Below are 25,900 nucleotides of genomic sequence, written 5' to 3'. Positions count from 1 at the left end.
TGCTGCCAGTAAAATCCACCTGTAAAAAGTACCCATCTTCGATAGGTGCGACCGCAGAGAGCGGCAGGCACCACACACCAAACCCGGCCATTGCGCCGGGTTTTTGCGTTTATGGGGTAGGGCGATGACGAACGAGCAGCAAGCGCTGGCAGAGATGCCAATCTGGTTAGTGATCGTCCTGGCCTTGGTCGGTGGCGTGTCGGGAGAGATGTGGCGCGCCGACAAGGACGGGGCGCGTGGCTGGGCGTTGTTGCGACGACTCGCGCTTCGGTCTGGTGCCTGCATTGTCTGCGGGGTGTCGGCGATGATGCTGATGATCGGCGCGGGCATGACGATCTGGACGGCCGGCAGCTTGGGTTGCCTGACCGCGATGGCCGGCGCTGATGTCGCCATCGGGTTGTACGAACGCTGGGCCGTCAAGCGGCTGGGCGTCTCCGATGGGCCTCCTGCCAGTGGCGAACAGGGGTGAGGAACTGCGGCGGGACGCCGAAAACCGCCGGGGACCCTGGGGTTATTCGGGGGGTACGGGGTCGGAAACCCGCGAGAAGTTGTTAGCGGCAGGGTGGCCAGCTTACTGAAATTCAATCCATTGAAATTGAAAGGTTTCCAGTGAAAAGCCGGTGAAAAGGAGGGCTTATGGCAGAACCAATGTACCTGTCAAAGAGCGCCTTCGCGGCTCGGATCGGTAGGGCGCCCAGTTACATCACCTGGTTGAAAAACAACAACCGCTTGGTGCTGACCGCTGACGGAAAGCAGGTCGATGTCATGGCCAGCGAAGCGTTGATTCGCAATACCGCTGACCCCAGCAAGGCCGCCGTCGCTGACCGGCACCACCAAGACCGGCTTCAGCGTGACGTTTACAGCCAGTTATCCAGTCAAGTCGAGTCAACTTCAACGGCTGCGCCGCCGCCCGCTTTCATCCCTGCAGGGCAACTGCCCGACTTCCAAAAGGCCCGGGCACTCCGCGAACACAACCTGGCTCAGCTCGCAGAGATCGAATTGCACAAGGCGAAGGGCTCGCTGGTCGCCCTGTCAGCGGTTAAAACCGGCGCCTACAATGCCGGCCGCATGCTGCGCGACCAACTGCTCGGAATGCCTCCACAACTCGCTCCCGAACTGGCGTCCATGACAGACCCTTGGGAAATCGAAAAGCATCTTACGGCGGCGATTCGTCGCTCACTGGAAGACGCTGAACGCATGTCTTCAGCGGACCTTGAACAAGCACTGACCACGAGTTAAGCCCATGCCCACGGAATATCCTGACGGTGCAGAGGTGTACCGCGAGGCGTATTTCCGTGGGCTGCGGCCCGACCCGGATGTCTGGATCGATCAGTGGGCCGACGAATACATGCGGATCCCGCGTGACACCGGCGCCGCTGAGCCCGGTAAGTACCGTACCTCGCGCACGCCGTACGCCCGCGAGCCCATGCGTTGCCTGTCGCCGGCTCACCCCTGTAAGCGCGTGGTCACCATGGTGGCCTCGCAGTTGATGAAAACGCAGATCGCATTGAACTGGATCGGCGGGCTGATCCATATGGCACCGTCGAACATCCTGACTCTGTTGCCAAGCCTTGGCCTGGCCAAGCGGGTGTCCTCGCGGATCAGCAAGACGATCAAGGCCACACCTGTATTGCGAGAGCGTGTGGCGTCCAGCCGATCGCGAGACTCGCGCAACACCATGGACACCAAGGAATTCGAGGGCGGGTCGTTGTACGTCACGACTGCCGGCTCGGCGGCCAACCTGGCCGAGCTGTCGGCGCGCTACGTGTACGGCGACGAGATCGATCGTTGGGAAGTAGACATCGGTGAAGAGGGTGACCCAATTGAGCTAGCCGAAACTCGAGGCAGTACCTTCGGCCGCAACGCGAAGTTCTACTTTTCCAGCTCGCCGACGATCAAAGGCGCATCACGGATCAATGATCTGTTCGAGGGAAGCGACCAGCGTTACTACTACGTCCCGTGCCCGAGCTGCGGACATATGCAGACTCTGGAGTGGGAGCGACTGCATTACTCGAAAGATTACAGCGTTGTGCATTACGAGTGCGCAGGTCCTGATTGTGACGTTCTGATCGAGGAGTACCACAAGGGCGAGATGCTTGCCAAAGGCGAATGGCGTGCCCATGCCGAGGGCGACGGTGAGACGATCGGCTTTCACCTCAATGCGCTGTATTCGCCGCTAGGTTGGATGGACTGGAAGTCACTGGCCAAGCAATTTGAGAAAGCCAAAAAGGCCCAGGCGAAGGGCGATCTTGAACCGATGCAGGTGTTCTACAACACCCGTCTGGCGAAGGTCTGGGACGCAGCCCAAGAGCAAACCAAAGCCGATGTGCTGAGAAAACGAGCGCGGCTGGAAGACTTCACCCTAGGCTCGCTGTCGGCTGCCGTGCTGATGATCACCGGATCCGTCGACGTTCAGGCCAACCGCCTGGAGTTCATGGCCATGGGATGGGGCGTCGGCATGGAGCGCTGGGTTGTCGACTACCAGGTGGTTTCCGGGGATCCCTCAGACGAACGCACCTGGGCTGCACTGGACGAATTGCTGAAGGCCAAATACCGCCACCCGTGTGGTGTAGGCCTTGGCATTCTCGCGGTAGCCGTCGACTCCGGGGGCCACCACACCGATGAGGTCTACCAGTTCTGCCGCGTTCGCCGCTGGCGGAATGTGTTCGCCATCAAGGGTGCGAGCAAACCCGGTAAGCCGGTGATTGCTCAGCGCCCGTCGATGGTCGACGTGACCTGGAAGGGCCAGACCGAACGCAACGGCGCCGAGCTGTGGTTCGTCGGTACCGACACGGCCAAGGACTGGATCTACAACCGCTATCCGTTCGAATTTGGCCCGGGTGCACTGCACTTTGCCAATGACCTACCGGATGACTTCTTCGACCAGTGTGTCGCGGAGCGCAAGGTTGCGCGCTACATACGCGGACACAAGCGCATTGAGTGGGTCAAGGGCAAGGCCGAGCGTAACGAAGCACTCGACTTGATGGTGTATTGCCTGGCCATGGCGCATTACCTGGGCCTCAACCGTTACAAGGAACACGACTGGGAGCGAGTGCGTCAGTCCCTGGCGCAGTCCGGTCTGTTCGACGACGCATTGGGCATCAAACCTGTTCAAGGCGAACGCGTTACCGGACCAGCAACACCAGTTGCTGCACCGCAATCGACTCCACAACCTACTGCTCCGATCGTGCAATCGCGACCGGCAGCACCGCCACCTCAACGCCGCAGCTCCACCAGCGGTTATTTGAAGAGACGCTGATATGTCCTTTACCCAGAAGCACCTCGACGCGGTTGAGGCGGCCATCGCACGCGGTGAAAAAGTCGTGCGCTACACCGACCGTACCGTGGAATACCGCACCATCGCCGAACTGCTCAAGGCGCGCGAAGAAATCCGTACGTCACTGATCAGCGCAGCCGGGCCGCGCTCGCGGGTGGTTCGGCTGACCCACGGAGGCAAAGGACTCTAATGGCCCGTCACTTTCCGACGCTCACCCGCAACGGATTCGTGTTGCCGTCGAACATCAAGGCCAGTTACGAAGGTGCCGGCGAGGGCCGTCGATCCACTGGCTGGGATGCGCCCGACAACGGTATCAACAGCATCAACACCCCGGCACTGCGCAACCTGCGCTCACGTTCCCGGGCAGCAGTTCGCAATGACCCGTATGCCTTCAACGTAATCGATAAGCGCGTCAGCAACTTGATCGGCACCGGCCTCACGCCGCGACCGAAAACCGACGACGAAGTCCTGCGCAAATTGCTGCAGGAACTCTGGGACGACTGGGTCGATGAGTCGGATGCCGATGAGCGCACCGACTTCTACGGCCAGCAGGCGCTGGCGGCGCGCACGGTAGAAACCTCGGGTGAATGTTTTGTGCGGCTACGACCTCGCGCTTTGGACGAAGGCCTCGCGGTACCGCTGCAGCTCCAGATCCTGGCCCCGGAGTTCGTACCGCATGACAAGTTTGAAACCACCAAAACCGGCAACATCATCCGCGCCGGCATTGAGTTCACGCCGGGTGGCAAGCGGGTGGCGTACTGGATGTACCTGTCGCACCCGCGTGATGCATCGTCGCTGAACGCCGGTTACAACCAGTTGGTGCGCGTGCCGGCTTCGCAGGTACTGCATATTTTTGAGCCGGTCGAGCCAGGCCAGTTGCGCGGTGTGCCGCGCTTGTCACCGGTGCTGAAGCGCCTGCGCAGTCTCGACAATTACGACGACGCGGTGTTGTTTCGCCAGGAGGTGGCCAACCTATTTGCCGGCTTCATCAGTCGACCGGCACCGGACTCGGGGCAGACACCACGGGATCCGGTCACCGGCCAACTTCTGGATCTCGATCGCGACGGCTTCACGCCGATGGTCGCGCTGGAGCCCGGCACCATGCAGGAGCTGGGGCCGGGTGAAGAGGTGGAGTTCTCCAAACCGCCGGATGCGGGCAACAACTATCCGGACTTCATGCGGCAGCAGCTGATGGCTGCGGCGGCGGGGACGGGCACGCCTTACGAGATTCTCACCGGCGACATGCGCGAGGTCAACGACCGGGCGCTGCGTGTGGTGCTCAACGAGTTTCGGCGTCGGCTTGAGCAGCTGCAATTCGGTGTCTACGTGCACCAACTCTGCCGCCCAGTGCGGGCGGCCTGGATGGACATGGCCGTGTTGTCGGGTGTCCTGGTGCTGGAGGACTACACCCAGCGGCGCCGTGAATACCTGCGTACTCGTTGGGTGCCGCAAGGTTGGGCCTACATCCAGCCCGTACAGGACGTACAGGCGCGGCGCATGGAAGTACAGGCGGGCTTCGCTTCACGCAGCGAGATGGTGCTGCGCACCGGCTATGACGCGGAAACGGTCGACGCGGAAAACGCTGCTGATCTGCAACGAGCCACGACCCTTGGCCTTAATTACAACACCCTCGACGCCGTCGTCACCAACGACGACAAGGAGCAACCATGAGCAAGAAAGCGCGACCGCGCATTTACAACCGCGCAGGCAAGCAGGTGCAGGTGCAGGACAAAACCTGGTACGCCGTGCACGCCAGCGGGGAGGCTGTCGAGCGAGTGATCGAAGTCTTCGTCTACGGCGAGATCGGCGCCTGGGGGATCACCGCTAATCAGTTCGTGCAGGACCTGCGTGCCATGGACGACGGTGTTTCGGAGGTGATCGCCGCGTTCAACAGCGTTGGTGGGGACCTGTTCGACGGCTTGGCCATGCACAATGCATTGAGGCGCTTGGGCGCGCGGTGTACCGGGCGCATTGATGCCTTGGCCGCCAGTGCGGCCAGCGTGGCGGTGTGCGGCGCGCACAAGGTCGTCATCGCCGAAAGCGCGATACTGATGATCCATAACCCCTGGACCTACGCGGCGGGTGACGCCGAAGACTTCCGTAAGGTGGCTGACGTCCTTGACCAGACGATGGAGGCCATCATCGCGGCCTACAAGGCGAAGGCACCGAACATTGATGAGGCCGAGTTGCGGCGGCTGGTCGCCGCTGAAACCTGGCTGACCGCCAATGAAGCTCTGGCCCTGGGGCTAGCCGATGAAATTGGCGATGGGATCAAGGTCAAGGCCTGTCTCGGCCAAGGTGGCGTGCTGCAGCGTTACCAGCACGCACCGGCTGAACTGCTGGCTCAGCTCGACGAGCCACCCGAGCCGGATCCGGAGCTGGAGCCGATCGATCCGCCGTTAGTGCCGGTGGTGGTCGACTCGGCCAAGTTGGCACTGATGATCACCCAGCGTTGCACGGCAGCGGGCATCAGCAACCTGGTCGAGCCGCTGCTCAACTCGACCCAGCTCGAAAGCGAAGAGATTGTTCTGGCCGGCCTGGCACGCGCCAAGGCGGTGAATGACCTTTGCGTGGCGGCGCGTTTGCCGGAGTTCAGCGCCGAGTACGTTTCAGCGGGGCTGGACGCTGCGGCGGTCCGGGCGCGTCTGTTCGACAAAATCGTCACCAGCGGCAAGGGCTTTGAAATCGACAACAGCCTGCCGCTGGACAACGACCCAGCACCTAAGGTGCTGGCCAAACAACCTGATCCCACCTCGATCTGGGCTTCGCGACAAGCGGCTCAATCTGGAACTGCGCACGGCGCTAAAGGAACAAGACCATGACCATCAAAAAAGAGCCGATCCACGCGGGTGAGTTTCTCCTGTCTGAGGGCGCCGGGAACATTTCGCGGGAAACGATCAACGTTGCCGCTGGCCCTGCGCTGAATCCCGGCCAAGTCCTCGGTCTGGTGACGGCCACGGGCGAGTTTGCGCCGTATGACCCAGCCGCCGAAGACGGTACTCAGGCTGCCGTGGCGATCCTCTACGGGCAGCTGGGAGAGTCGGACATCGTGCGCCGTGGTCGCGCTGTGGTGCGTTTGGCTGAAGTCAGCGAAGTGCATTTGACCGGGCTTGATCCTGAGGCTGAAAAGGATCTGGCCACCCATTTCCTGATCGTCCGCTAGGACCATCAGCCGCGTTTACCCAGCCCGCCTTGAGCGGGTTTTTTCATTTCTGGAGAGTCCCCATGGCCGAGATCGCCATTTTTGACGACGAAGCGTTTACCGTTACTGCGCTGACTGCTGCACTCAACGATCAACCCTATTTGCCAGGGCGCATCAGCGCTTTGGGTCTGTTTCGCGAGGAAGGTATCACCACCCTGACCGTACAGATCGAAAAGGACGGCGACACCCTGGCACTGGTGCCTGCCGGTGAGCGGGGTGGCTCTGGCCTGGTAGTCGCGGCCAGCAAGCGCAACCTGATACCGTTCAACACCGTCCACCTGCCGGAGCGCTTCACCATCAAGGCCGACGAGATCCAGGGCATTCGTGCTTTCGGTACTCGCACCGAGCTGCAGGCGGTGCAGGATGTGGTCAATGCCCGCCTGGCCAAAGCGCGCCGTCAGTTGGACGCGACCCATGAGTTCCAGCGCATGGGCGCACTTAATGGTCTGATCCTCGATGCTGATGGTTCGACGGTGCTGTTGGACCTTTACGACCGCTTCGGTGTGCAGCGTCAGAAGCTGCCCATGGGCTTGGCGGACCCTAGCACGGAGCTGCGGGTTAAGTGCGGCGAAGCACTGGATATGCAGGAGGACGCGCTGGGCAGTGTGACCAGTACCGGCTCTCGCGCCTTCTGCGGCAAGAACTTCTGGAACAAGTTGATCGTTCATAAGACGGTCAAGGAAACCTACCTCAACAGCCAACAGGCGGCGGCCTTGCGTGGTGATGCCCGGGAGAGCTTCGAGTTCGGCGGCATTATCTGGGAACGTTACCGTGGCAAAGTCGCCGGGGTGTCTTTCGTCCACGACGACAAGGCGTTGCTGGTCCCTGAGGGGGTGCCGGATCTGTACATCTCGGTGTTCGCTCCGGCCGATTACATGGAGACGGTCAACACTCAGGGCATTCCGTACTACAGCATGATCGAGCCACTGCCGTTCAACAAAGGCATGGCCGGTGAAGCCCAGTCCAACCCGTTGCACCTGTGCACTCGACCGCGTGCACAGATCCTCCTGGAGCTCTGACCGTGGGCTTTCGCGATCTGATCGCCGAGGTCGACGCGGTGGTGTTCGAAACGCTGGGCGACACCGCTCGGATTGAGGGTCGCGACGAGCCGGTTCTCGGCATGTTCGCAGCCCCCTGGTTGCAGCCGAAGTTCGGCAAGCTCAACACCGGATTACGCGAGCCTCGATTTGAGATACGCGTCAGTGATTCGCAGGGCCTGGAGCAGGGCCTGTTGGTTACCATCGATCTGCCGGCATTGGACGGCGGTGGCGAGTATGACCTGCTGCAGCTGGAGCCGAGTGGCGACGGTTTGGTCGCCTTGATCCTGAGGATGCGCGCATGAGTGTTGGTAGCTACGTCAAGCCATCAGCCGGTGGCGGGATGATCTCGATCCAGTCCTCTGCGGCGGATCTGAAAGCCTTCGAAGAGTTTGCCAAGGTGGTGCCCAAAGCAGCCGCCTCGGCTCAACGTCGAGCGATCAATAAAACGTTGGGTTGGCTGCGCACCCACATTGCGCGGGCCGTCAGCCGGCAAGAACGCATTGCCGTCGCGGCGGTTCGTCAGCGCTTGCGCAGCTACCCGGTCTCCGGCGGGGCCACCAGCGGCAAGTTGTGGTTCGGTCTCAACGCGATTGAGTCCAGCCGGATCGGCCGCGCACGGCAGACAGGCAGCGGTGTGTCGGTCGCTGGGCGGCGTTACCAGGGCGCCTTTCTGAAAAAGGTTTACGGCAACAAGCCCGATATCTGGATTCGTACGGCGAGCAAGCATTTCAACGCAGACGATTATCCCGATAGCACGGTGTCGTCGGGTGGCGGCGCCAGTTCGGGATGGGTCGCAGAAAACGGCGATCGCTTTCCGCTGGCCAAAGCCAAGGTGTCACTGGAGCAGGCGCGTCCGCACTTCGACACGTGGGTCAAACGCGCTGATGCGCGTTTGCTGGAAATCCTGCAGCAGGAGTTCAACTTTGAGCTGCAGAAGTATTTGAAGGGGACGGCCAATGTCTGACGAGCCTTTTAGTCTTGATCAGCTCTATCAGGCGATTGAACAGCACCTGCTGAGCAGCCTATCGGGGATCAAAGCGGTGACGGCCTGGCCGAACATCAAGGATCGGATTGCACTGCCGGTGGTGTTCATTGAAATGGCCGAGTTGGAGCCTGGTAAAGACATCGGCACCGGGGAGACAACCCTGATTTGCAAGTTCGAGGCGCGGATCATTGTCGACCCAATCAAGCCTCACCATCATCAGCAGGCCGCGCACCTGGCGGCGCAATTGGCCGTGTTGCTGCGCATGCAAACCTGGGGCGTTGCGGTCGAGCCTGCTGAGTTTGTCCGGGCAATGCAGGATTGGACCAAGCCGGAGCTGGATGGTTACGTGGTCTGGTTGGTGGAATGGACGCACCAAATTTACCTGGGCGTTGAGGAATGGCCATGGCCGGACGAACCGCCGGGCTCGCTGGTGCTTGATGTTGAACCGGGGGATGGGCCTGTTTCACCGGAGGATCTGCCGTGAGCTACGCCAGTGCAGAGCATGACCGCATGATTGCAGCCATGTTGATGCCGTGCGTGGTGGTCGGGGTGGATCTGGAGGCACCGGCAGTGCGAGTGTCGAATGGCGAATGGACCAGCGCCTGGGTGCGCTGGCACAGCCTCGCGGCCGGTAAGGCGCGGCACTGGCGGGCACCAAGCCTGGGCGAGCAGGGAGTGTTGTTCAACCCCAGCGGGCAAGCCGGCATGGGCACCTTTATCCCGGGGTTGTACGGGGATGCCGGTGGCCAGCCGGATAACCGCGATCATGTGGAAGTCTGGCGTTTTGACGATGGCGGCTCGTTGGTCTACGACTGGCATGCCCAGAGCTACACCATCACCCTGCCGAGTGGCACGGTCACCATCAAGGTCGGCAGCACGCAGGTGGTCGTTACGGATAACGCCGTGACGGCCCAAGTCGGTGGCACCGAGGCGACGTTGACACCCGATTCAGCCACGCTTAAGTCGATGGCCATCAAGCTGACCGGCGCGGTGCTGATCGACGGCACGTTACACGTAACGAAGGACATCACCAGTGCCGGCAAGATCCTCGACACCAGTGGTAACAGCAATCACCACACGCATTAATTTCATCTCAATACAGCCCGCCCAGCGCGGGCATTTTCACAGCTGGAGCGTGCCTTATGAGTAAGTCTAGAGCCGATGGCGATCTGACCGAGACCACCGAAGCTATCGCCGTGCCGGGATTGAAACCGGCGCCGCTCGGTTTCCCTGCAACTGCAGAAGCTGTTGAGCCCATCGGGCCGCTGCGCGTTTTTCGCGACAAGGTTTTCACCTCGCGGACATTGATTATGCCCGGCGGCGGCACGCTGCCAGTTATTGTTGGTCGTGTCGCTGCATGTGGTGACGATCAATATGCATTTTTGAAAGCGCATCCAGATCTGGAGCAATTGCCGGAGTAATCAAATGATCGGAATGGATCGCCACACCGGCCAACCCATTTCCGGCATCGAGCACTTGCGGCAATCCATGGCCGACGTCTTGGGCACGCCGCTCGGCAGTCGCCGGCAACGACCGGAATACGGCAGCAAGCTCAGCGCCTTTGTCGACTTACCCGTGAATGCCGGTTGGAAAAGTTCGGTGCAGGCGGAGGCGGCCAGGGCCCTGTTGCGCTGGGAGCCGCGCCTGAAGCTGGGGGGCGTGCGCGTGCTGTCGGTGCTGGGCGGGAAAATCAATCTGAGCATTGCCGGCGAATACCTCGGCGACGGTTTTCTGTTTGAGGTGAGCGTATGAGTGGCTTGGATCTGTCGGCGCTGCCGGCGCCGGAAGTGCTGGAGCCTCTGGACTTCGAAGACACTTACGGGGAAGGGCTAGAAACGTTTCGCGGCTACATGGGCGACAACTGGACTGCCACGCTGGAGAGCGACCCGGTCACCAAGGTGATCGAGGTCGGGGCCTACATCAAACTGGGTAATCGGGCCCGGGTTAATGACGCGGCCAAGGCCTTGCTACTGGCGCACGCCATCGGCAGTGACCTTGACCAACTGGGGGCCAACGTCAATCTGAAACGCCTGGTGATTCAGGCCGAGGATCTGCTGGCAGTGCCGCCGGTGCCGGAGATCAAGGAAAAGGACGATCCGTTTCGCGAGCGCATTCAGTTGGCCTTTGAGGGGCTGACCACGGCGGGGCCGCGTAACAGCTACATCCTGCACGCGCGCAACGCCTCGGGGCTGGTGGCGGATGCCTCGGCGGAAAGCCCGTCGGCCGCATGCGTTACGGTAACGGTATTGAGTTCGGAAGGAGAAGGGCTGGCCAGTCCCGAGTTGTTGGCCACCGTGGCGGCGGGGCTCAATGATGAGGACGTGCGGCCGCTCGGTGATCGCGTGACGGTGCAAAGCGCCGAAATTATTCACTATCGCGTCGACGCCATTTTGCACATGAACGGCGGCGGGCCGGAGGGCGACGCCAGTCTGACCGAGGCCACCAAACGCTTGGCGGCCTGGATCAACCCGCGCAAGCGCTTGGGGGTGGAGGTGGCGCGCTCGGCTGTCGATGCTCAGCTACACGTGGCTGGCGTTTCCCGGGTTGAGTTGACCGGATGGGTCGACCTGGCCCCGAGCAAGGCGCAGGCGGCGTTCTGTACCGGTTGCAGCGTGGTGATGGCGGGTGCGACATGAAAAGCCTGCTGCCGAGCAATAGCACGCAACTGGAGCGCGCCCTGGAAGCGGCGTTTTACGAGCGCACGATCATCCCGCTGCGCACCCTCTACAACCCTCAGACCTGCCCAGTCCAATTGCTGCCGCATCTGGCATGGGCGTGGTCAGTCGATCGCTGGGATCACCGATGGTCGGAGGCGACCAAGCGCAGCGCCATTGCCGCGTCGTATTACATCCATGCCCGCAAGGGGACCATCGGCGCGCTGCGTCGGGTGGTCGAGCCCTTGGGCTACCTGATCGAAGTCGTCGAATGGTTCAAGACGGTGCCGACAGGGGAGCCGGGCACCTTCGCGCTGAAGGTGGGTGTGCTGGACACCGGGATCACCGAGGAAATGTATCAGGAGCTGGATCGCCTGATCGATGACGCCAAGCCCGTCAGCCGCAAGCTGACCGGTCTGGCGATTAGCCTGGAAACCCAAGGCGCTTTGAACATTGCCGTTTCCCTCTCCGAAGGCGACGAAATCGACGTGTACCCGCCAGTGATGCGTGACATTGAGGTCACGGGCCGCTTCGGTGTGGTCGGCCGCGAACACTCCATAGACACCCTGGACGTTTATTATGATTGATGCGAATTCGCAGTTTTTCGCGATCCTCACAAACGTGGGGATGGCCAAACAGGCGAACGCCGACGCGCTCGGCATTCCCTGGAAGATCACCGAAATGGGCGTCGGGGATGCCAACGGCACCGACCCGATCCCCAGCGCAACGCAAACCCACCTGATCAGCGAATGGCGCCGCCGGCCGTTGAATCAGCTCAAGACTGATCCGGCCAACCCGGCGGTGCTGATCGCCGAGCAGATTATTCCGGCCGATGAGGGTGGTAAGTGGATTCGCGAAATTGGTCTGTATGACATCGACGGCGATCTGGTCGCGGTGGCCAACTGCGCGCCGAGTTTCAAGCCGATCCTGTCGCAAGGTTCAGGCCGCACCCAGATTGTGCGGATGAACTTCATTGTCACCAGTACCGGCAACATCACGCTTAAGATCGATCCGAGTGTGGTGTTGGCGACGCGTGACTACGTCGATCAAAAGGTATTGGAGGAGCTGGGCAAGCAGGACTTTAAGCACTCGGTGCGGGCGGCTACCACCGCCCCTGTGGTGCTAAGCGGCCTTCAGACCATTGATGGTGTGGCCTTGAGCGCTGACGTGCGGGTGTTGGTGAAAAACCAGACCGTGCCCAAGGACAACGGCCTGTACAGCGTGTCGGCGGCGGGTGTGTGGACGCGTAGCGCGGATGCCGATAGCAGTCTGGAAGTGACGCCCGGGTTGTTGGTGCATGTCGAGCGCGGCACCACCAACGGCGACAGCATTTGGCAACTGGTGACGGATGCACCGATTGTCCTGGGCGTGACGGATCTGCTGTTTGAAATGGCGGCCGGGCGCACCGGTATCAATGCCGGAACGTACCGCAGTGTAACCGTGGACAAATACGGTCGGGTGGTAGGCGGGACCAACCCGACCACGCTGGCCGGTTATGGGATCACGGACGTCTTCACCAAGACCGAAACAATCGACTTGATTAACGGCACTGGCCAAATCCCTTTAGTGGAGGTCAACACCTCAAGGTCCTTGCTGGCGGCCGAGTTGGGGCTTGTCCTGATTGATGCCGGCGCAGGGGCGTTGACGGTTGATCTGCCTGATGCCAACTCGGCGCTGGGTGTTCGTAGTGTGGTGGTGCGCCGGGTCGATAACACCACTAACCGGTTGGTGATCAAGGCGGCCGGTAGCAACAAAATCAAGTTCCATACCCATCTGAATGCGGCCGGCTATTCGTTTTTTTACCTGATGGGGGCCGGGGATTATTGGCATTTGCGCAGTGATGGCAAGGGCAACTGGATACCGATTGCGCGCTTAGACGGTACGGCACTCGGGCGGCCCGTGTTTGAAACGACGACCGTATTGAATCCGGGTGGTCACGCTCCGCTGGGCAATGCCGTCTTTATTCGTGCCGATTGGCCATGGTTGTGGGACCACGCTCAGCAGTCGGGAATGCTGACTACGGAAGCCGCTCGCGCGGGTATGGAGGGCGGCTGGACCTCGGGCGATGGTGCGACCACGTTCCGCTGTCCAGATGCGCGCGGTAAATTCTTCCGACCCCTTGACGAGGCTGCCGGGATTGATCCGGGCCGTCCTGCGGGTAGCTATCGTCTCGATGACTTCAAGAGTCACAACCACTATGTCGGTTCCGGCGGTTACGGCACGCAGGCAATGGGCGGCGGGAGCATCACCTATGCCACCTGGGCCGGTGGTGGCACTGGCGCCGCTGGCGGTGCTGAGACGGTTCCGAAAAACATTGCCTATCCGGGCCGAATTAAAGTGATCTGAGGTGCTAATGAATATCTATGTGTTCGACCCGCTCGGCATCCTGGCCGGGCCGTTTGAGTTGTCAGAGTTTCCAGAGGTCCCTGGATTTGGCCAGTATCTGCCGGGCAATACCATTCAGCTGGAAAATCCTCTGAGCCAACCCGAGGCTGGCCACGTATGGGCGCTGGTCGAGGGGGAGCCGCAACAATTGGCCGACTATCGCGGCATGGTTTACCACACGGATAGCGGTGTCGAGGAAGAGCATTTCGAGCTTGGCGCTCTGCCCGAAGGACTGACCGCCAAACCCTGGCCAAGTCAGTTCTATGTGTGGGCTGATGGGGGCTGGGTTCTGGATGCGGCGGCGCAGATTGCAGCGGCGCAAGCGGGCGAGCGAGCATGGCGCAATGCACAAGTCGCCGCGACTGACTATCTGGCAATGCCGGATTATCCGATCACCGCTGAGCAGCGATCCGAGCTGTATGCCTACCGCCAGGCGTTGCGCGATTGGCCGGATGTGACGCTGTTCCCTGATCAGTCAGGCCGCCCCCAGCCCCCGGCATGGATTGCCAGCTTGGCCCAATAACGCCCCGCACTGACGGGGCGTTTTCTTTTCCGTTACGCGCAATTCGAACATCCCTGCCAGCCTCGCGCATGCGGGGCTTTTTCGTTTCTGGAGATTGAGCCTTATGAGTTTCTTTCACGGCGTCACCACCACGTTGATCGACAACGGTGCGCGGACTATTTCGCTGCCGTCGTCGTCGATCATCGGTCTGTGCGACACCTTCACCCCCGGCATTCTCGGCGGCGGCACAGCCCTGGCCGGCGAGCTGAAGCTGATCACGTCTGAGCGTGAAGCCATCGCCGCGTTCGGCGCGGATTCGGCGATTGCCAAGGCGGCAGCGGCGATCTATGTGCGGGCCAAGGCGGTGATTGTCGCTGTCGGCGTACCCAAGCTGGAGGACGCTGCGCTGCAAACGTCGGCCATCATTGGTGGCGTTCTCGCCGGTGGCCAGCGTACCGGCCTTCAGGCGTTGCTCGACGGCAAGAGCAAGCACAACGCCCAGCCGAAACTGCTGATCGCGCCGAAACACTCCGCCACTCAAGCGGTGGCCACCGCCATGGATGCCCTGGCCGGCAAGTTGCGTGCGATCGCCATTCTCGACGGACCGAACACCACCGATGAGGCGGCCATGGCCTACGCCCTGGAGTTCGGCAGTAAGCGCCTGTACATGGTCGATCCGGGGGTGCAGTTCTGGGACACGATCTTGAGCGCGACCGTCGACGCGCCCGGCTCGGCCTGGGTCGCGGGTTTGTTTGCCTGGACCGATGCCAACTACGGCTACTGGGCATCGCCGTCGAACAAGGAGTTTGTCGGCATCACCGGCACCACTCGCCCGATCGAGTACCTGGACGGCGACGAAACCTGTCGAGCCAACCTGCTGAACAACGCGAACATCGCGACGATCATCCGGGATGGTGGCTATCGCCTGTGGGGTAACCGCACGTTGTCCAGCGACCCGAAATGGGCGTTCGTCACCCGGGTGCGGACCTGCGACATCCTCATGGATGCGATCCAGGCGGGGCATAAATGGGCGGTCGATCGCTCGATCACCAAGACCTATGTCGCGGACGTGACCGAGGGGCTTCAGGCGTTCATGCGCGACCAGAAGAACGCCGGCGCGGTGATCAATTTCGAAGTCTACGCGGACAAGGAAAAGAACACGGCCAGCCAAATCGAGCAGGGCAAAATTTACTGGCGCATCCGCTTCACTGACGTGCCGCCGGCCGAAAACCCGAATTTCCTCATTGAAGTCACCAACGAATGGTTGACCGAAGTTCTTGAAACCGCCTAAGGGGCCGCTCAATGATTCCTCAAGTTCTCTCCAACATGAACGCCTTTGTCGACGGTGTGAGTTTCGCCGGCGACGTGCCAACCCTGTCGCTGCCCAAGCTGACGCAAAAGACCGACGACTATCAGGGTGGCGGCATGTCCGCCCCGATTGAAATGGCCATTGGGCTGGAAAAGCTGGAAGCGGCGTTTACCACCAACGGCGTGCGCCGTGAGTCGCTGAAGTACTTCGGCTTGGCCGATCAGACCGCGTGCGCCATCGTCTTTCGTGGCGCCTTCCGGGGCCTGAAAGGGGAGGTGACGCCGGTCGTGGTGACGCTGCGCGGCGGTATCAAAGAGGTCGACATGGGCGACTGGAAGTCGGGCGACAAGGCGGAAATCAAGCACGCGATCAAGGCCGTTTATTACAAGCTCGAAATCGGCGGTCGCGTGATGTACGAAATCGACCCGCTCAACATGATTCAGGTGGTCGACGGTGTCGATCAACTGGCAGAAGAACGCTCGGCCGTCGGCCTCTAAGGACTAAAGAACATGACTCAAGTAAGCCTGAACAAACCGTTGCCGAAGTGGCTCGAGCTCACCGCCGACGGCGTTACCGTAACGCTGGCCTACAAGGCCAATATCAGCAGCGTTCTCGTCGACAAGGTGACGATGCGCGCGCCCAGCGTGAAGGACATGGAGGCCGCCAAGGCGGCCGGCGGTGGCGAATACGACAAGATGGAAAAGAACCTGTTTTGCAGCTTGATCATGGCCAGCGAAACGGATCTGGCGGCCCTGAAAATCAAAGACTACAACCGCTTGCAGGCCGGCTATTTTCGTCTGGTTGAAGAAGACGACGTGTAACGAAACCACCCTCAAGGCACTGGCCCGACGCTTGGCAAAAGAGACTGGTTTCTCGGCCGCCGAGATCAAGGCCATGCCGTTTTCTGAGATGGTGTGGTGGCTCACGGATTGAGCCGCCTTTGATTGATCCGACGTATAGGGCACGCACATGGCGAACAAACTCGCGCTCGGCCTGGTCATTGGCGGGGCGGTCAGCTCCACGGTGGGCTCGGCGTTCAAGGATGTCACCAGTCGCATCAAGCGCCTGGAGACGGAAGGCAAAAAAGCCCGGGTACTGGAAAAGACCATTGGCGACACCATTCGCCTGAGCGAAGAGTGGCGCAAGGCACACATGGCGGGCGAGAAGGGGGCCGGCGCCCTGCTGAAACAGCTTGAGGGCAATCTCAGCAGCCTGAAGAAAGAAGGCGTGGAAGTGCGCAATCTGACCAAGGCCTACACGGCCATGGGTCAGGCGGCGAACAAGGCCGAGCTGAAGGCCAAAGGTCACCAGCAACTCGACGAAGGCAAACAGAAGCTCAAAAGCAGCGTCGGCCAAGCGGTGGCCGCCACGGCGGCGATGGCGATTCCGACCAAGGTCAGCGCGGACTATGGCGCGATCATCCGTGACATTGCGATCAAGTCGAACATTGCCAACAAGCCCGAAGAGGGTGACATGTCGAGGAAGATCATCGACACGTCACGCGACACGGGCATGGCGCGCAATCAGGTGGCCGAGGTGGTCAACGCCCTGGTGGGCGCCGGCATGGAGCTGGACAAGGCGCTGCAATACGCCCCGACGGCGGCGAAGTTCGCCGTGGGTCAGGGTTCGGACGGCGGCGAAACGGCGCGCATGATCAATGCTCTGGGGCAGAACGCCAAGATCACCGACCCGGCCATGATGCAAAAGGCCCTGGAGGCGATCGCCTACCAAGGGCAAGCGGGCAGTTTCGAGGCGGCCGACATGGCGCGTTGGTTCCCCGAGCTGCTGGCCGGTATGGGCAAGCTGGGCATTACCGGCATGGATTCGGTGACGCAACTGGGCGCCATGCTTCAGGTGCAAATGAAGACCGCCGGCGGCTCGGATGAGGCGGCCGGCAACCTCAAGAACTGGATGGAAAAGATCGGTTCGGGCGACACGGTCAAGGCCTATAAGGACGCCGGAATTGACTATCAGGCGTCGATGAACACCGGGCTGCAGAATGGCAAATCGACGCTGGAATCCAGCTTTGAGTTGGCCCAGAAATACATTGCGGCGACCGATCCGAAGAAGGCCGCCGCCATGGCGAAGGCCACGGCCGAGATCAGCCAGGAGACCGATCCGGAAAAAGCCAAGGCCATGATTGCGTCCCTGGAGCAAGCCTTGCGCACCGGCGACCTGTTCGCCGACATGCAGGTCAAGGGCGCGTTGACCGCGTTCATGCAGAATAAGGATCTGTACACCAAGCTGAAATCGGAGTCGGCCAATGCCACCGGGATCTTGGACAAGAACCTGGAGGAACGTCGGCAGTCGTCGGCGCAGAAGTGGTCGGAAATGGCCCAGTCCATGGACGACGCCATGCGCGCGATCGGCGATGCCTTCCGGCCGGTGACCGATAAGGTGGCGGACGGGCTGACCTACGTCACCAAGGGGCTGAGCAAGCTGTCGGACGAATCGCCTAAGGTGGTGACCGGCATCGGTGCGGCCGTCGCGGCGGTGATCGCCTTCCAGTCGGCCATGAGTACCTTCAAGATCGCCAAGGGCCTGCTGAACATCGGTCGTGGCTCGCTGATGGGCAATCCGAACATCCCGCAAAAGGTGATCGTGACCAACATGGGGGCCCTGGGCGGCGGTGACGGCCTAGGTGCCGGCGACCTCGATGCCGATGGCAAGAAGGGCAAAAAAGGTGGCAAGGGTGGCGGCAGTGGTCGAGGTCTCGGTGTCGGCTCGGCGGTAAAAGCCGCGGCGGTAGTCGCGGTGGTGGATGCCGGGTTTAAGGCCTACGACACTTACCAGAACGCCGAGACGCGGGACGAGAAAGCCGAAGGCTATGGCGGGGCGGCGGGTGGTTTGGCTGGAACGTTGACCGGGGCTGCGGCTGGGGCCGCTCTCGGCACGATGCTTTTGCCGGTCATTGGCACCGCTATTGGCGGACTGGTCGGCGGTGTTCTCGGCAACATGGGCGGCGACGCCTTGGGCGGTTACCTCGGCAAGTCGATGTTCGGCACGGACGAAGCGCTGAAGAGCATGCCGGCGGCCGGGCCGCTGATGATGGCCAATGCCGGCAAGAACGTGCCGCCGGTGATGGGCGACATCGCCAAATCGTTCGACACGGTGCCGAAAGCGTTTGAGCCGCCACCGGCGCCGCCGGTGTCGTATGACCCGCGCGACCTCGACTCCAAAGACGCCATGCTGCTGCCGCACTTTGCCAACAAGGTGCGCTTTCCGGGTTCGGAGCTGCGTCGGCCCAAGGTCATTCGCTCCGGGCTGGAAGCCCCGGCGCCGCAACCGGGTGACGCCGCCCGGGCCATGATGTTGCCCCCGGCCAGTGCGGACGCGGGCCTGCCGGCCGGGCCGCTGGCGATGGTGGCCAAGCCGGCACCGACCACCATCGAATCGAAAGTGGACGTTCAGGCGCCGTTTTCGCTGGTGGTGAACGGCGACGTGAAGGACGCGGCAACGCTCTATAACCAGCTCAAGCCGTTGCTCGATCAGCACTATCGCGACATGGCCAAGCAGGTGGGCAGTAGCAAGCTGTACGACGAACCGCATGTTTAATCGGGAGGGCATATGTCTGATCAGGAAAAGACTGCATTGCAGCAGTTACAGTCGGGCTTGAAGTACCTGGCCTCGGCCGGGGAAACCGGCCGGCGTAGCCTGGACGGCATGCTGGGGCCCGTGAATGGCGCGATCGGCGACATCACCGGCGCGGCGTCCGAGCTGAAAGATTTGCCCTTTGTCGGGCCGGCGGTCGGGGCCAAGCTTCAGCGCGTGATGCGTGGGGTGCAGGCGGCTCAGGCCAAGGTCGGGCAGGTGGTGGCCACCTACAACAAGGCCTCGCGGGCGGTGTCGCAAATTGACGAGCGCGTGGGGGTGCTGAAGGAGCAGGCGGCCCTGGCGGCGGCGGCCATCAGCAAGATCGCCGGCAAGCCCCGTCCGGCGTTGACCAATGTGTTGCCGTCGTGGGCATTTGTCACCGATGGCACGCCAGCACCGGAGGCGGTGAAGCCATTCCCGCACCTGCTGATCATTCAGCCGCTCGACCCCAAGGCGCAGCCGTATTACTTCAACCTCGACACGGCGGCCTTTGACTCGTTGCGCCGCTCGACCGAATTCCGTTGGGCCTCGCAGGAGCGTTTGTCGCGCCGGCCGGCGCAGCAGGGCGTCGGCATGGGCGACGAGAAAATCACCCTTAAGGGCCAGATTTTCCCGGGCTTCAAGGGTGGGCTGAAGCAGCTCGACACGTTGCGCTCGATCGGCGGCCGGCTTCAGCCGCTGACGCTGACCACCGGCTATGGCGACGTGCTGGGCACCTGGTGCCTGAAGAGCGTCGACGAAGATCAAAGCGCGCTGATGCAAGGCGGGATTCCGCGTAAACAAGAGTTCACCCTGGAGTTCGGACGCTATGGCGATGACATGCAGAACATCTGAGGGGGATCTGTTGGACACCCTTTGCCATAACTACTACGGCCACCTGAATGGCAGCGTCGAGGCGGTACTTGATGCCAATCAGGGGCTGGCCGAGGAAGAGCAGCCGTTTCGCGCCGGCTTGATCATCGTTCTGCCGGATCTGCCGAGCCCGGTCACCGAGGCCGTCACGCTCTGGGACTGACCCCGTCCGGAGTCGCCGCCGGCGCTCGATGGCGTTACGCGTAACGCTCCTTCCCTAAACCCGCCTTGCGCGGGTTTTCTTTTGGATATCCCCATGACCCCCATGTTTCGCGTCGTCGCCGATGGTGCCGACATCACCGGCCTGATCAATGATCGGCTGATCCAGCTCAGCACCACCGACAAACCCGGGATGGATTCCGACGAGTTCGAGTTACGCATTGATGACCGTGACGGGCTGGTGACGCTGCCCCGGCGCGGTGCTGGGATCGAGATCTACCTGGGCTATGTCGAGACGGGGCTGGCCCGTTTGGGTCGCTACGTGGTCGACGAGATCACGGTATCGGGTCCGCCGGACACGCTGGTGATCAAGGGCAAGGCCAGCGACATGCGCGGCAGTGGCAAGACCATTCGCAGCGGGAGCTGGGAGGATGTGCCACTGTCGAAAATCGTGGGCGATATCGCCGCACGTAACGGCTGGGAGCCGAGTTGTCCGGTGGCCACCAAGGTCGCGCGGGCGGACCAGCTCAGCGAGTCCGATTTTAATTTCATCACGCGCCTGGCTAAGCAGTACGACTGCACGGCCAAGGTCGCCGATGGCAAATTGTTGGTGATGCCGCGCCAGGGCGGACAGAGCGCGAGCGGCAAGGCGTTCGGCGCGATCACCATCACCCGCCAGGACGTCAGCCGCTGGCAGTTCCGCCTGGGCGATCGCAACACGCACGGCAAGGTGGCCACCAAGCACCAAGACAAGAAGGGCGGCAAGCTCGCGGTGGTGTCCCTGGACAATGAGGACGCGCCGGCCGGCCTGCCCTCGGTGCATACCGATCGGCACATTCACCCGAACAAGACCGCCGCCGAGTCGGCGGCCAAAGCGCGCTTGGCCGCGTTCAACCGCTCCGGCGCGGGGGTGCGCTTCGAAATGCCCGGTCGCACGGACCTGTTTGCCGAGCGGCCGATCAACGCCCAGGGCTTCAAGGTCGGGCTCGATGGCGAGTATCTGGCGGATTCGGTGGAGCAGACTTACACCCAAGCCGGCTGGTCGACCACGGTCGAGTGCAACGGCGGCAACAAGGGCAAAGCCAAAGCCAAGGGCAAGAAAAAGAAGGAGGTGAAGCCGGTCAAGGTCGTCAGTCTCGCCTAACGCTATCGCGTCCCCAATAACCCGCTGCGTGCGGTTTTTTTATACCAGGAGTTTGTATGTCCATCACGGAACAGCAATTGCTGCGAATCCTCCCGAACGCCCGCCGCCAAGCGGGCGTTTTTGTATCCGCCCTCAATGCGGCCATGGCGCATCGGCAGATCAACACACCGACGCGGCAGGCTGCGTTTCTGGCCCAGGTCGGCCACGAGTCTGGCCAGCTGCAGTACGTCCGAGAGCTGGGCGGCGATCAGTACCTGAGCAAATACGACACCGGCAACCTGGCCGCGAAACTGGGCAACACCCTGGAACCGGATGGAGATGGCCAGCGCTATCGCGGGCGCGGTCTGATCCAGGTGACTGGTCATAGCAACTACCTGCGCTGCAGCCTGGCGCTGTTCGGTGACGAACGCTTGCTGCGCACCCCTGAGCTACTCGAACTGCCGCAATGGGCGGCCGAGTCGGCGGCGTGGTTCTGGTGGGTGCGAGAGCTGAATGCCCTGGCAGATCGGGATGAGTTCGAGGCGATCACCCGCAAGATCAACGGTGGAATCAACGGCCTGCAAGATCGGCTGCAGCTGTGGAAACGGGCGAGGGCAGTGCTATGCGTGTCGTCGACCTGATCCCCGCACCGTACCGGCTGCTAGCCGTTGGTGTGCTGTTGACCACATTGGTCGGCGGATCTGCCGCGTCGGCCTGGAAGGTTCAGGACTGGCGCTACGGCCAGCAACTCGCTGAACAGGCCGGACTGCACAAGGACGATCTGATCGCCATCAGCAACGCCGCCGCTGCCCAGGTGCGCACGGCACAGGACAAGCGCCTGGCACTGGAACAGCGGCTGTCGAACAGTGAACAAACCCACTACAAGGAACTGAGTGATGCTCAAACCAACCAGGCTCGCCTGCGCGATCGCCTTGCCACTGCTGATCTGCGGCTGTCAGTCCTACTTGACGCCTCCGATGCAGCCAGGGGAGACACAGTGTCAGCCGCCACCCCAACCGGCGGCGTGGTTCATGGCCCCACAAGATTCCAACTTGACCCAGCGCATGCTCAACGAATTATCGGCATCACCGATGCCGGCGACCAAGGACTGATCGCCCTCGCGGCCTGTCAGGCCTACGCCAAAGAAGTCTCAACAGCGAAGTGAAAAAGAGCGACTGGGGTGGATGCGTCAACATCCAACCCAGTCGCCGTCCCTGCAGATTGCCCCTGCAAGTCCAGCCAAGGCTCTTACTCCGTGCACGAAGCGCGGCGAGCCTAGCACCTGTTTATCCATACAGTAAAGGTCTTGCTCTCAATGTCTACACCCATCATCCCTTGGATGGGCGGTAAACGCCGCCTGGCCGACCGCCTCATCCCGCTCTTCCCACCGCACGAATGCTACGTCGAAGTCTTTGCCGGCGGTGCCGCGCTGTACTTCATGCGACCCCAGGCCGCGCCGGTTGAAGTCCTCAACGACATCAACGGCGACCTGGTCACGCTGTACCGCGTCGTACAGAACCACCTGGAAGAGTTCGTGCGCCAATTCAAATGGGCGCTCAGCTCACGCCAGGTGTTCGAGTGGCAGAAGATGACCCGCCCCGAAACCCTCACCGACATCCAGCGCGCCGCCCGATTTTTCTACCTGCAGCACCATGCCTTCGCCGGCAAGGTCACCGGGCAGACGTTCGGTACCGCCACCACTGGCCCGGCCATCAACCTGTTGCGGATCGAGGAAAACCTCTCGGCTGCCTGGCAGCGTCTGTCCGGTACCTATGTCGAAAATCTCCCCTGGCTTGAATGCGCGGAACGCTATGACCGTGCCCATACCTTCCACTACATGGACCCGCCTTACTGGCAGACCGCCGGCTATGGCGTCGATTTTCCGTTTGAGAACTACGAACGCATGGCTGACTTCATGCGGCGCTGCAAAGGCAAGGTGATGGTCAGCATCAATGACCATCCAGACATTCGGCGGGTGTTTGAGGGGTTTCATTTCGAGATGCTGGACATCCGCTATTGCAACACCAATCAGCGGCAGGGCAAGGCCGAGATCAGTGGTGAACTGGTGATCACGAACTGGGAGCCGGCAGCGTTGGGAGGATTATTCTAGGTCGCGTTCAACGCGGCGTGGGCTACGCTGTGTAGCGGTGGTCGAAGATGACTACAGCCAACATCAAGGGAGCTTTGTATGCCTGCGAACAAACGCGGAAGAGACTCGGGAAGTGGACAGTTTATTCCTGTTGATCAAGCTAAAAAAAATCCGAAAACTACGACAGTAGAGACGATACCCAAACCGACAACACCGAAGAAAAAATAGCTGCATCAGCGGCTACTTATTTTGCAGTCAAGGCTGTTGGCCGCTTTCTAGCTCTCCTACCGGTTCGATCAGTTCTCGCCCTTGATTCCGCACATTGCCCACCGCCCGGTCCACCGGGTACCACTCGAACGCCTCGGTCGGCTCTCCCTGAAGCAGCACTATCTGTTCGGCGTGCTCCTTGGGCGTGCCCGGGTCCAGCCATTCCCGGGCCAGTTCCGGCGATAACGTCACTGGCCGCCGGTCATGGATGTCCACCATACCGCCGGCGCTGTCGGCGGTGATGATCACGAAACCGTCATGCTCGCCGGGCTCATGTTCGCCGATGGGATACTGACCGATCGCAGCACAGAGGATCGGCGTCCGGTCACGATGGCGGATCAGGTAGGGCTGCTTCTTCGGTCCGCCTTCGTAAACCCACTCAAACCAGTTGTCGATCGCGATGATGGCTCGGTGCGGCCAGATCGCTTTGAAGAATGGCCCGTGGGCGACCTTCTCCACCCGAGCATTGATCGGCGCGGCGCGGTCTTTGGCCCAGTGCGGACGCCAACCCCAGCGCACCATGTCAGCGCGCAGGTATTCACCATCCCGGTGCAAGAGGGCGAGCTGCGTGGTCGGCGCGGCGTTATAGCGCTCGAAAGGCTGGTCGCCGGCATAGTTGAGCAGGGCGTTGGGGATGCTGAGCGCCGCGACGAAGTCGTGAATGCCCCGGTACTGGGAAAGGCGTCCGCACATGATTGCACCCTCCGGCTGTGTATTCAGGGTAGACCAGGGGGCGCCGGCTTCGTTACAAAACCTCGGCCGGCGCAGGTCGGGCAATCTTCACACCGGTCAAAACGATCGAGGCAGGCCGGACAGGTGCCAAACCTGGCCAAGTCGATAAGCGGTCGCACTCTTTCGAAGGTGCGCAGGTCGCGGCCCTCCTGGGCCACTTGGGCGGCGTCCACCAAGGCGCGGTAGAGGTCCGGATCCTCGATCGGCTCGTGGGTGACGCCCTCGACTGTTCTTCCCGTTTCGATGAGGTCGTACTGCTGCCCATCCCGCAGGGTCAACGTCAGCCCGGTAATTCTCGCCACAGCCCCGGACGGGGTGAACACCAGGTTCGCTCCCGTGGCATCGCGGTAAATCTTCCCGTCATAGGCGGATCGCTCACCGTCGGCCAGCGTACTCGCGGCATAGAAAATTGACTGTCCAATCTTGCCAAACAGTTCGGTGCAGCCGTGGCGCATGACATCGTAGGCCGAGGCGCCGCAGTAGCGGCCCGGTGTGCTCTGCAATTCTTCCACGGCGTGCCAGTAGGCGGCGTTCGTCATTTCGTTTAGGTCGAACCGCTGGAGCTCATCGATCAACCCCTCGGTGACAAGGGCCGTGCTCATTTCGTGAAGGGTCTGGCGGTGGGCCTCGGGGTTCTGCATGCGAAAATCGTGGTCGTCGAGGGTCGAGCGCCACTGCTGAAGTCTCAGCGCTTTAGCCTGGTCGAAATTCATGAAAACGGGTTCGCTGTACAATACTGGTTTTATATACAGTAATCGAAGCGTGATGGCCGTGGCGAGAGGGAGGCGACGAGCAGTCGCTGTAAGTCAATCCGAGTCGGCGGGTCGTCGACGCCGTGGCCCCAGCGGCGCCAGCCCTGGGCGTCTAAGCGGCTCACAACTCGACGGCAAAGCCCTTGAGGCCGAGGTGGTCGGCGAACTTGCCCACGGCCGTCAGGCTGGCCCAGGTGCGCACCGCTTCGCGCCGGGAGCGTATGGGGACCAGACGCGACGACGGCCCGCCCAAGCGCACCGAAACGGTCCATTTGGTGCCACTGGCGTCACGGCCGACGATGAATTCCCGCACCGCGTTGACGCCCACCAAGTGCGCGAGCGCGTCCTCATGAAGGCCTGCGCCGATCATGCGCCCGCGCCCGCGGGTAAATCGCGCAACAGGTCGGCCAGCTTTAGCCAGGGCTGCCGATACGCAAGGTCATCGCGCAGCGCGCAGGTTATAGAATGCGAAAACGGGACGTTCGCCTCGCTGGGCCTTTGCCGGGTGCCGCACTTGACGCAGATCAGCACACCATTGACCATCCCCCAGCGGTCGGTCCACGCCTGCACCCCCTCATTCAACCGCTGCCGCGCCGCGTCCCGCTCATGCGCACTCATGGCGCCTCCAAACTATGACGATCCACCTCGACCAGGTTAAACAGGGTGCCATCCTTGAGCATCAACACCAGGCCCTGAACGTGGCCGGCGATGTGTTCGGGGAAGGTCGGCCGGCCGTTGTCCTGGCCTTCGAAATAACGGAAGGCGCCGTCGTCATCGATCTGCCCGATGAATTGATGGCGATCGTAAAACCGCCCGTTGTAAAAATGGCCAGCGATGAACTGGTCATGCCCGTCCTGGACGGCGCGATAGTAGTGCTGGGGAAGCATGGTGTGCGCCATGAACGAATCTCCCTTTTTAATCAGTGCCCCCCCCTCTGCGTCAAACCAGAGGGCCGTGTCTCGGTAGACCAGTGCCGGG

33 protein-coding genes are annotated in these 25,900 nt (G+C 61.6%); 28 read left to right on the top strand and 5 right to left on the bottom strand.

Annotation, left to right across the window (positions count from 1 at the left end; genetic code table 11):
- The first annotated feature begins 124 nt into the window (after positions 1–124).
- The 28 genes from ACYZTW_RS23165 to ACYZTW_RS23030 all read left to right on the top strand — a co-directional run bounded on the left by ACYZTW_RS23165 (position 125) and on the right by ACYZTW_RS23030 (position 23,192).
- Entirely contained in the window at positions 125–469 is a 345-nt protein-coding gene (locus tag ACYZTW_RS23165; RefSeq protein WP_462001964.1) for a phage holin family protein, read from the top strand.
- Positions 470–636: 167 nt separating this feature from the next.
- Complete coding sequence (locus ACYZTW_RS23160; protein ID WP_462001963.1) at positions 637–1,239, top strand: terminase small subunit; 603 nt, start codon at positions 637–639, stop codon at positions 1,237–1,239.
- A 4-nt stretch (positions 1,240–1,243) separates the two neighbouring features.
- Positions 1,244–3,259, top strand: a complete 2,016-nt coding sequence (locus ACYZTW_RS23155) for a phage terminase large subunit family protein (RefSeq protein ID WP_462001961.1) — start codon at positions 1,244–1,246, stop codon at positions 3,257–3,259.
- 1 nt (position 3,260) lies between these two features.
- Positions 3,261–3,467, top strand: coding sequence for a phage head-tail joining protein (locus ACYZTW_RS23150; RefSeq protein WP_462001960.1), 207 nt, complete (start codon positions 3,261–3,263; stop codon positions 3,465–3,467).
- Entirely contained in the window at positions 3,467–4,948 is a 1,482-nt protein-coding gene (locus ACYZTW_RS23145) for a phage portal protein (protein ID WP_462001959.1), read from the top strand. The genes ACYZTW_RS23150 and ACYZTW_RS23145 overlap by 1 nt, the downstream gene beginning before the upstream one ends.
- Positions 4,945–6,099 carry a head maturation protease, ClpP-related gene (locus ACYZTW_RS23140; RefSeq protein ID WP_462001958.1) on the top strand — a complete coding sequence of 385 codons (1,155 nt, stop codon included), beginning with the start codon at positions 4,945–4,947 and terminating at the stop codon, positions 6,097–6,099. The genes ACYZTW_RS23145 and ACYZTW_RS23140 overlap by 4 nt, the downstream gene beginning before the upstream one ends.
- Positions 6,096–6,440, top strand: a complete 345-nt coding sequence (locus tag ACYZTW_RS23135) for a head decoration protein (protein WP_108183289.1) — start codon at positions 6,096–6,098, stop codon at positions 6,438–6,440. Before ACYZTW_RS23140 ends, ACYZTW_RS23135 begins: the two co-directional genes overlap by 4 nt.
- 62 nt (positions 6,441–6,502) lie before the next feature.
- The gene (locus ACYZTW_RS23130; protein ID WP_462001957.1) at positions 6,503–7,498 is read left to right on the top strand and encodes a major capsid protein; all 996 of its coding nucleotides are present in this window, start codon (positions 6,503–6,505) and stop codon (positions 7,496–7,498) included.
- A gap of 2 nt (positions 7,499–7,500) precedes the next feature.
- On the top strand, positions 7,501–7,821 hold the full coding sequence (locus ACYZTW_RS23125) for a head-tail joining protein (protein WP_046047795.1): 321 nt from the start codon (positions 7,501–7,503) through the stop codon (positions 7,819–7,821).
- Positions 7,818–8,483, top strand: a complete 666-nt coding sequence (locus ACYZTW_RS23120; RefSeq protein WP_462001956.1) for a hypothetical protein — start codon at positions 7,818–7,820, stop codon at positions 8,481–8,483. Before ACYZTW_RS23125 ends, ACYZTW_RS23120 begins: the two co-directional genes overlap by 4 nt.
- Positions 8,476–8,988 (top strand): hypothetical protein, encoded by a 513-nt coding sequence (locus tag ACYZTW_RS23115; protein ID WP_462001955.1) that lies wholly within the window; start codon positions 8,476–8,478, stop codon positions 8,986–8,988. Before ACYZTW_RS23120 ends, ACYZTW_RS23115 begins: the two co-directional genes overlap by 8 nt.
- Positions 8,985–9,590, top strand: coding sequence for a phage baseplate assembly protein V (locus ACYZTW_RS23110; RefSeq protein WP_462001954.1), 606 nt, complete (start codon positions 8,985–8,987; stop codon positions 9,588–9,590). Before ACYZTW_RS23115 ends, ACYZTW_RS23110 begins: the two co-directional genes overlap by 4 nt.
- 56 nt (positions 9,591–9,646) lie before the next feature.
- Complete coding sequence (locus ACYZTW_RS23105) at positions 9,647–9,925, top strand: hypothetical protein (RefSeq protein WP_462001953.1); 279 nt, start codon at positions 9,647–9,649, stop codon at positions 9,923–9,925.
- Positions 9,926–9,929: 4 nt separating this feature from the next.
- Positions 9,930–10,256: a GPW/gp25 family protein gene (locus ACYZTW_RS23100; RefSeq protein ID WP_462001952.1), complete on the top strand. Its 327-nt coding sequence runs from the start codon at positions 9,930–9,932 to the stop codon at positions 10,254–10,256.
- The gene (locus tag ACYZTW_RS23095) at positions 10,253–11,140 is read left to right on the top strand and encodes a baseplate assembly protein (protein ID WP_462001951.1); all 888 of its coding nucleotides are present in this window, start codon (positions 10,253–10,255) and stop codon (positions 11,138–11,140) included. The genes ACYZTW_RS23100 and ACYZTW_RS23095 overlap by 4 nt, the downstream gene beginning before the upstream one ends.
- Positions 11,137–11,745, top strand: coding sequence for a phage tail protein I (locus ACYZTW_RS23090; protein ID WP_462001950.1), 609 nt, complete (start codon positions 11,137–11,139; stop codon positions 11,743–11,745). Before ACYZTW_RS23095 ends, ACYZTW_RS23090 begins: the two co-directional genes overlap by 4 nt.
- On the top strand, positions 11,738–13,504 hold the full coding sequence (locus ACYZTW_RS23085; protein WP_462001949.1) for a phage tail protein: 1,767 nt from the start codon (positions 11,738–11,740) through the stop codon (positions 13,502–13,504). The genes ACYZTW_RS23090 and ACYZTW_RS23085 overlap by 8 nt, the downstream gene beginning before the upstream one ends.
- A gap of 7 nt (positions 13,505–13,511) precedes the next feature.
- Positions 13,512–14,066 (top strand): tail fiber assembly protein, encoded by a 555-nt coding sequence (locus tag ACYZTW_RS23080; RefSeq protein ID WP_462001948.1) that lies wholly within the window; start codon positions 13,512–13,514, stop codon positions 14,064–14,066.
- A gap of 103 nt (positions 14,067–14,169) precedes the next feature.
- Positions 14,170–15,336: a phage tail sheath subtilisin-like domain-containing protein gene (locus ACYZTW_RS23075; protein ID WP_462001947.1), complete on the top strand. Its 1,167-nt coding sequence runs from the start codon at positions 14,170–14,172 to the stop codon at positions 15,334–15,336.
- 11 nt (positions 15,337–15,347) lie between these two features.
- Positions 15,348–15,851: a phage major tail tube protein gene (locus tag ACYZTW_RS23070; protein WP_462001946.1), complete on the top strand. Its 504-nt coding sequence runs from the start codon at positions 15,348–15,350 to the stop codon at positions 15,849–15,851.
- A gap of 12 nt (positions 15,852–15,863) precedes the next feature.
- Positions 15,864–16,175 (top strand): phage tail assembly protein, encoded by a 312-nt coding sequence (locus tag ACYZTW_RS23065; RefSeq protein ID WP_462001945.1) that lies wholly within the window; start codon positions 15,864–15,866, stop codon positions 16,173–16,175.
- 148 nt (positions 16,176–16,323) lie between these two features.
- Positions 16,324–18,909, top strand: coding sequence for a phage tail tape measure protein (locus ACYZTW_RS23060; protein WP_462001944.1), 2,586 nt, complete (start codon positions 16,324–16,326; stop codon positions 18,907–18,909).
- A 12-nt stretch (positions 18,910–18,921) separates the two neighbouring features.
- Positions 18,922–19,782 (top strand): phage tail protein, encoded by an 861-nt coding sequence (locus tag ACYZTW_RS23055; RefSeq protein WP_462001943.1) that lies wholly within the window; start codon positions 18,922–18,924, stop codon positions 19,780–19,782.
- Complete coding sequence (locus tag ACYZTW_RS23050; protein WP_462001942.1) at positions 19,757–19,963, top strand: tail protein X; 207 nt, start codon at positions 19,757–19,759, stop codon at positions 19,961–19,963. Before ACYZTW_RS23055 ends, ACYZTW_RS23050 begins: the two co-directional genes overlap by 26 nt.
- Positions 19,964–20,056: 93 nt before the next feature.
- Entirely contained in the window at positions 20,057–21,103 is a 1,047-nt protein-coding gene (locus ACYZTW_RS23045) for a phage late control D family protein (RefSeq protein WP_462001941.1), read from the top strand.
- Positions 21,104–21,159: 56 nt separating this feature from the next.
- Positions 21,160–21,723: a glycoside hydrolase family 19 protein gene (locus ACYZTW_RS23040; RefSeq protein WP_462001940.1), complete on the top strand. Its 564-nt coding sequence runs from the start codon at positions 21,160–21,162 to the stop codon at positions 21,721–21,723.
- Positions 21,705–22,247 carry a lysis protein gene (locus tag ACYZTW_RS23035; RefSeq protein WP_462001939.1) on the top strand — a complete coding sequence of 181 codons (543 nt, stop codon included), beginning with the start codon at positions 21,705–21,707 and terminating at the stop codon, positions 22,245–22,247. The genes ACYZTW_RS23040 and ACYZTW_RS23035 overlap by 19 nt, the downstream gene beginning before the upstream one ends.
- Before the next feature lie 150 nt (positions 22,248–22,397).
- The gene (locus ACYZTW_RS23030; protein ID WP_462001938.1) at positions 22,398–23,192 is read left to right on the top strand and encodes a DNA adenine methylase; all 795 of its coding nucleotides are present in this window, start codon (positions 22,398–22,400) and stop codon (positions 23,190–23,192) included.
- A gap of 234 nt (positions 23,193–23,426) precedes the next feature.
- Here ACYZTW_RS23030 and ACYZTW_RS23025 read toward each other — a convergent pair whose 3' ends face one another.
- From ACYZTW_RS23025 to ACYZTW_RS23005, 5 genes are all read right to left on the bottom strand, one after another.
- On the bottom strand, positions 23,427–24,131 hold the full coding sequence (locus ACYZTW_RS23025) for an SOS response-associated peptidase family protein (RefSeq protein WP_462001937.1): 705 nt from the start codon (positions 24,129–24,131) through the stop codon (positions 23,427–23,429).
- Between the two features lie 23 nt (positions 24,132–24,154).
- Positions 24,155–24,883 carry a hypothetical protein gene (locus tag ACYZTW_RS23020; RefSeq protein WP_462001936.1) on the bottom strand — a complete coding sequence of 243 codons (729 nt, stop codon included), beginning with the start codon at positions 24,881–24,883 and terminating at the stop codon, positions 24,155–24,157.
- A gap of 160 nt (positions 24,884–25,043) precedes the next feature.
- A complete protein-coding gene (locus ACYZTW_RS23015; RefSeq protein WP_462001935.1) occupies positions 25,044–25,292 on the bottom strand; it encodes a hypothetical protein in 249 nt (82 codons plus the stop codon).
- Entirely contained in the window at positions 25,289–25,540 is a 252-nt protein-coding gene (locus tag ACYZTW_RS23010) for a hypothetical protein (protein ID WP_462001934.1), read from the bottom strand. The genes ACYZTW_RS23015 and ACYZTW_RS23010 overlap by 4 nt, the downstream gene beginning before the upstream one ends.
- Entirely contained in the window at positions 25,537–25,821 is a 285-nt protein-coding gene (locus ACYZTW_RS23005; RefSeq protein ID WP_462001933.1) for a hypothetical protein, read from the bottom strand. The genes ACYZTW_RS23010 and ACYZTW_RS23005 overlap by 4 nt, the downstream gene beginning before the upstream one ends.
- Between the last annotated feature and the right edge of the window lie 79 nt (positions 25,822–25,900).

The organism is Pseudomonas sp. LB3P25 (assembly GCF_054897985.1).
This window is presented reverse-complemented; position numbering and strand designations above follow the sequence as displayed.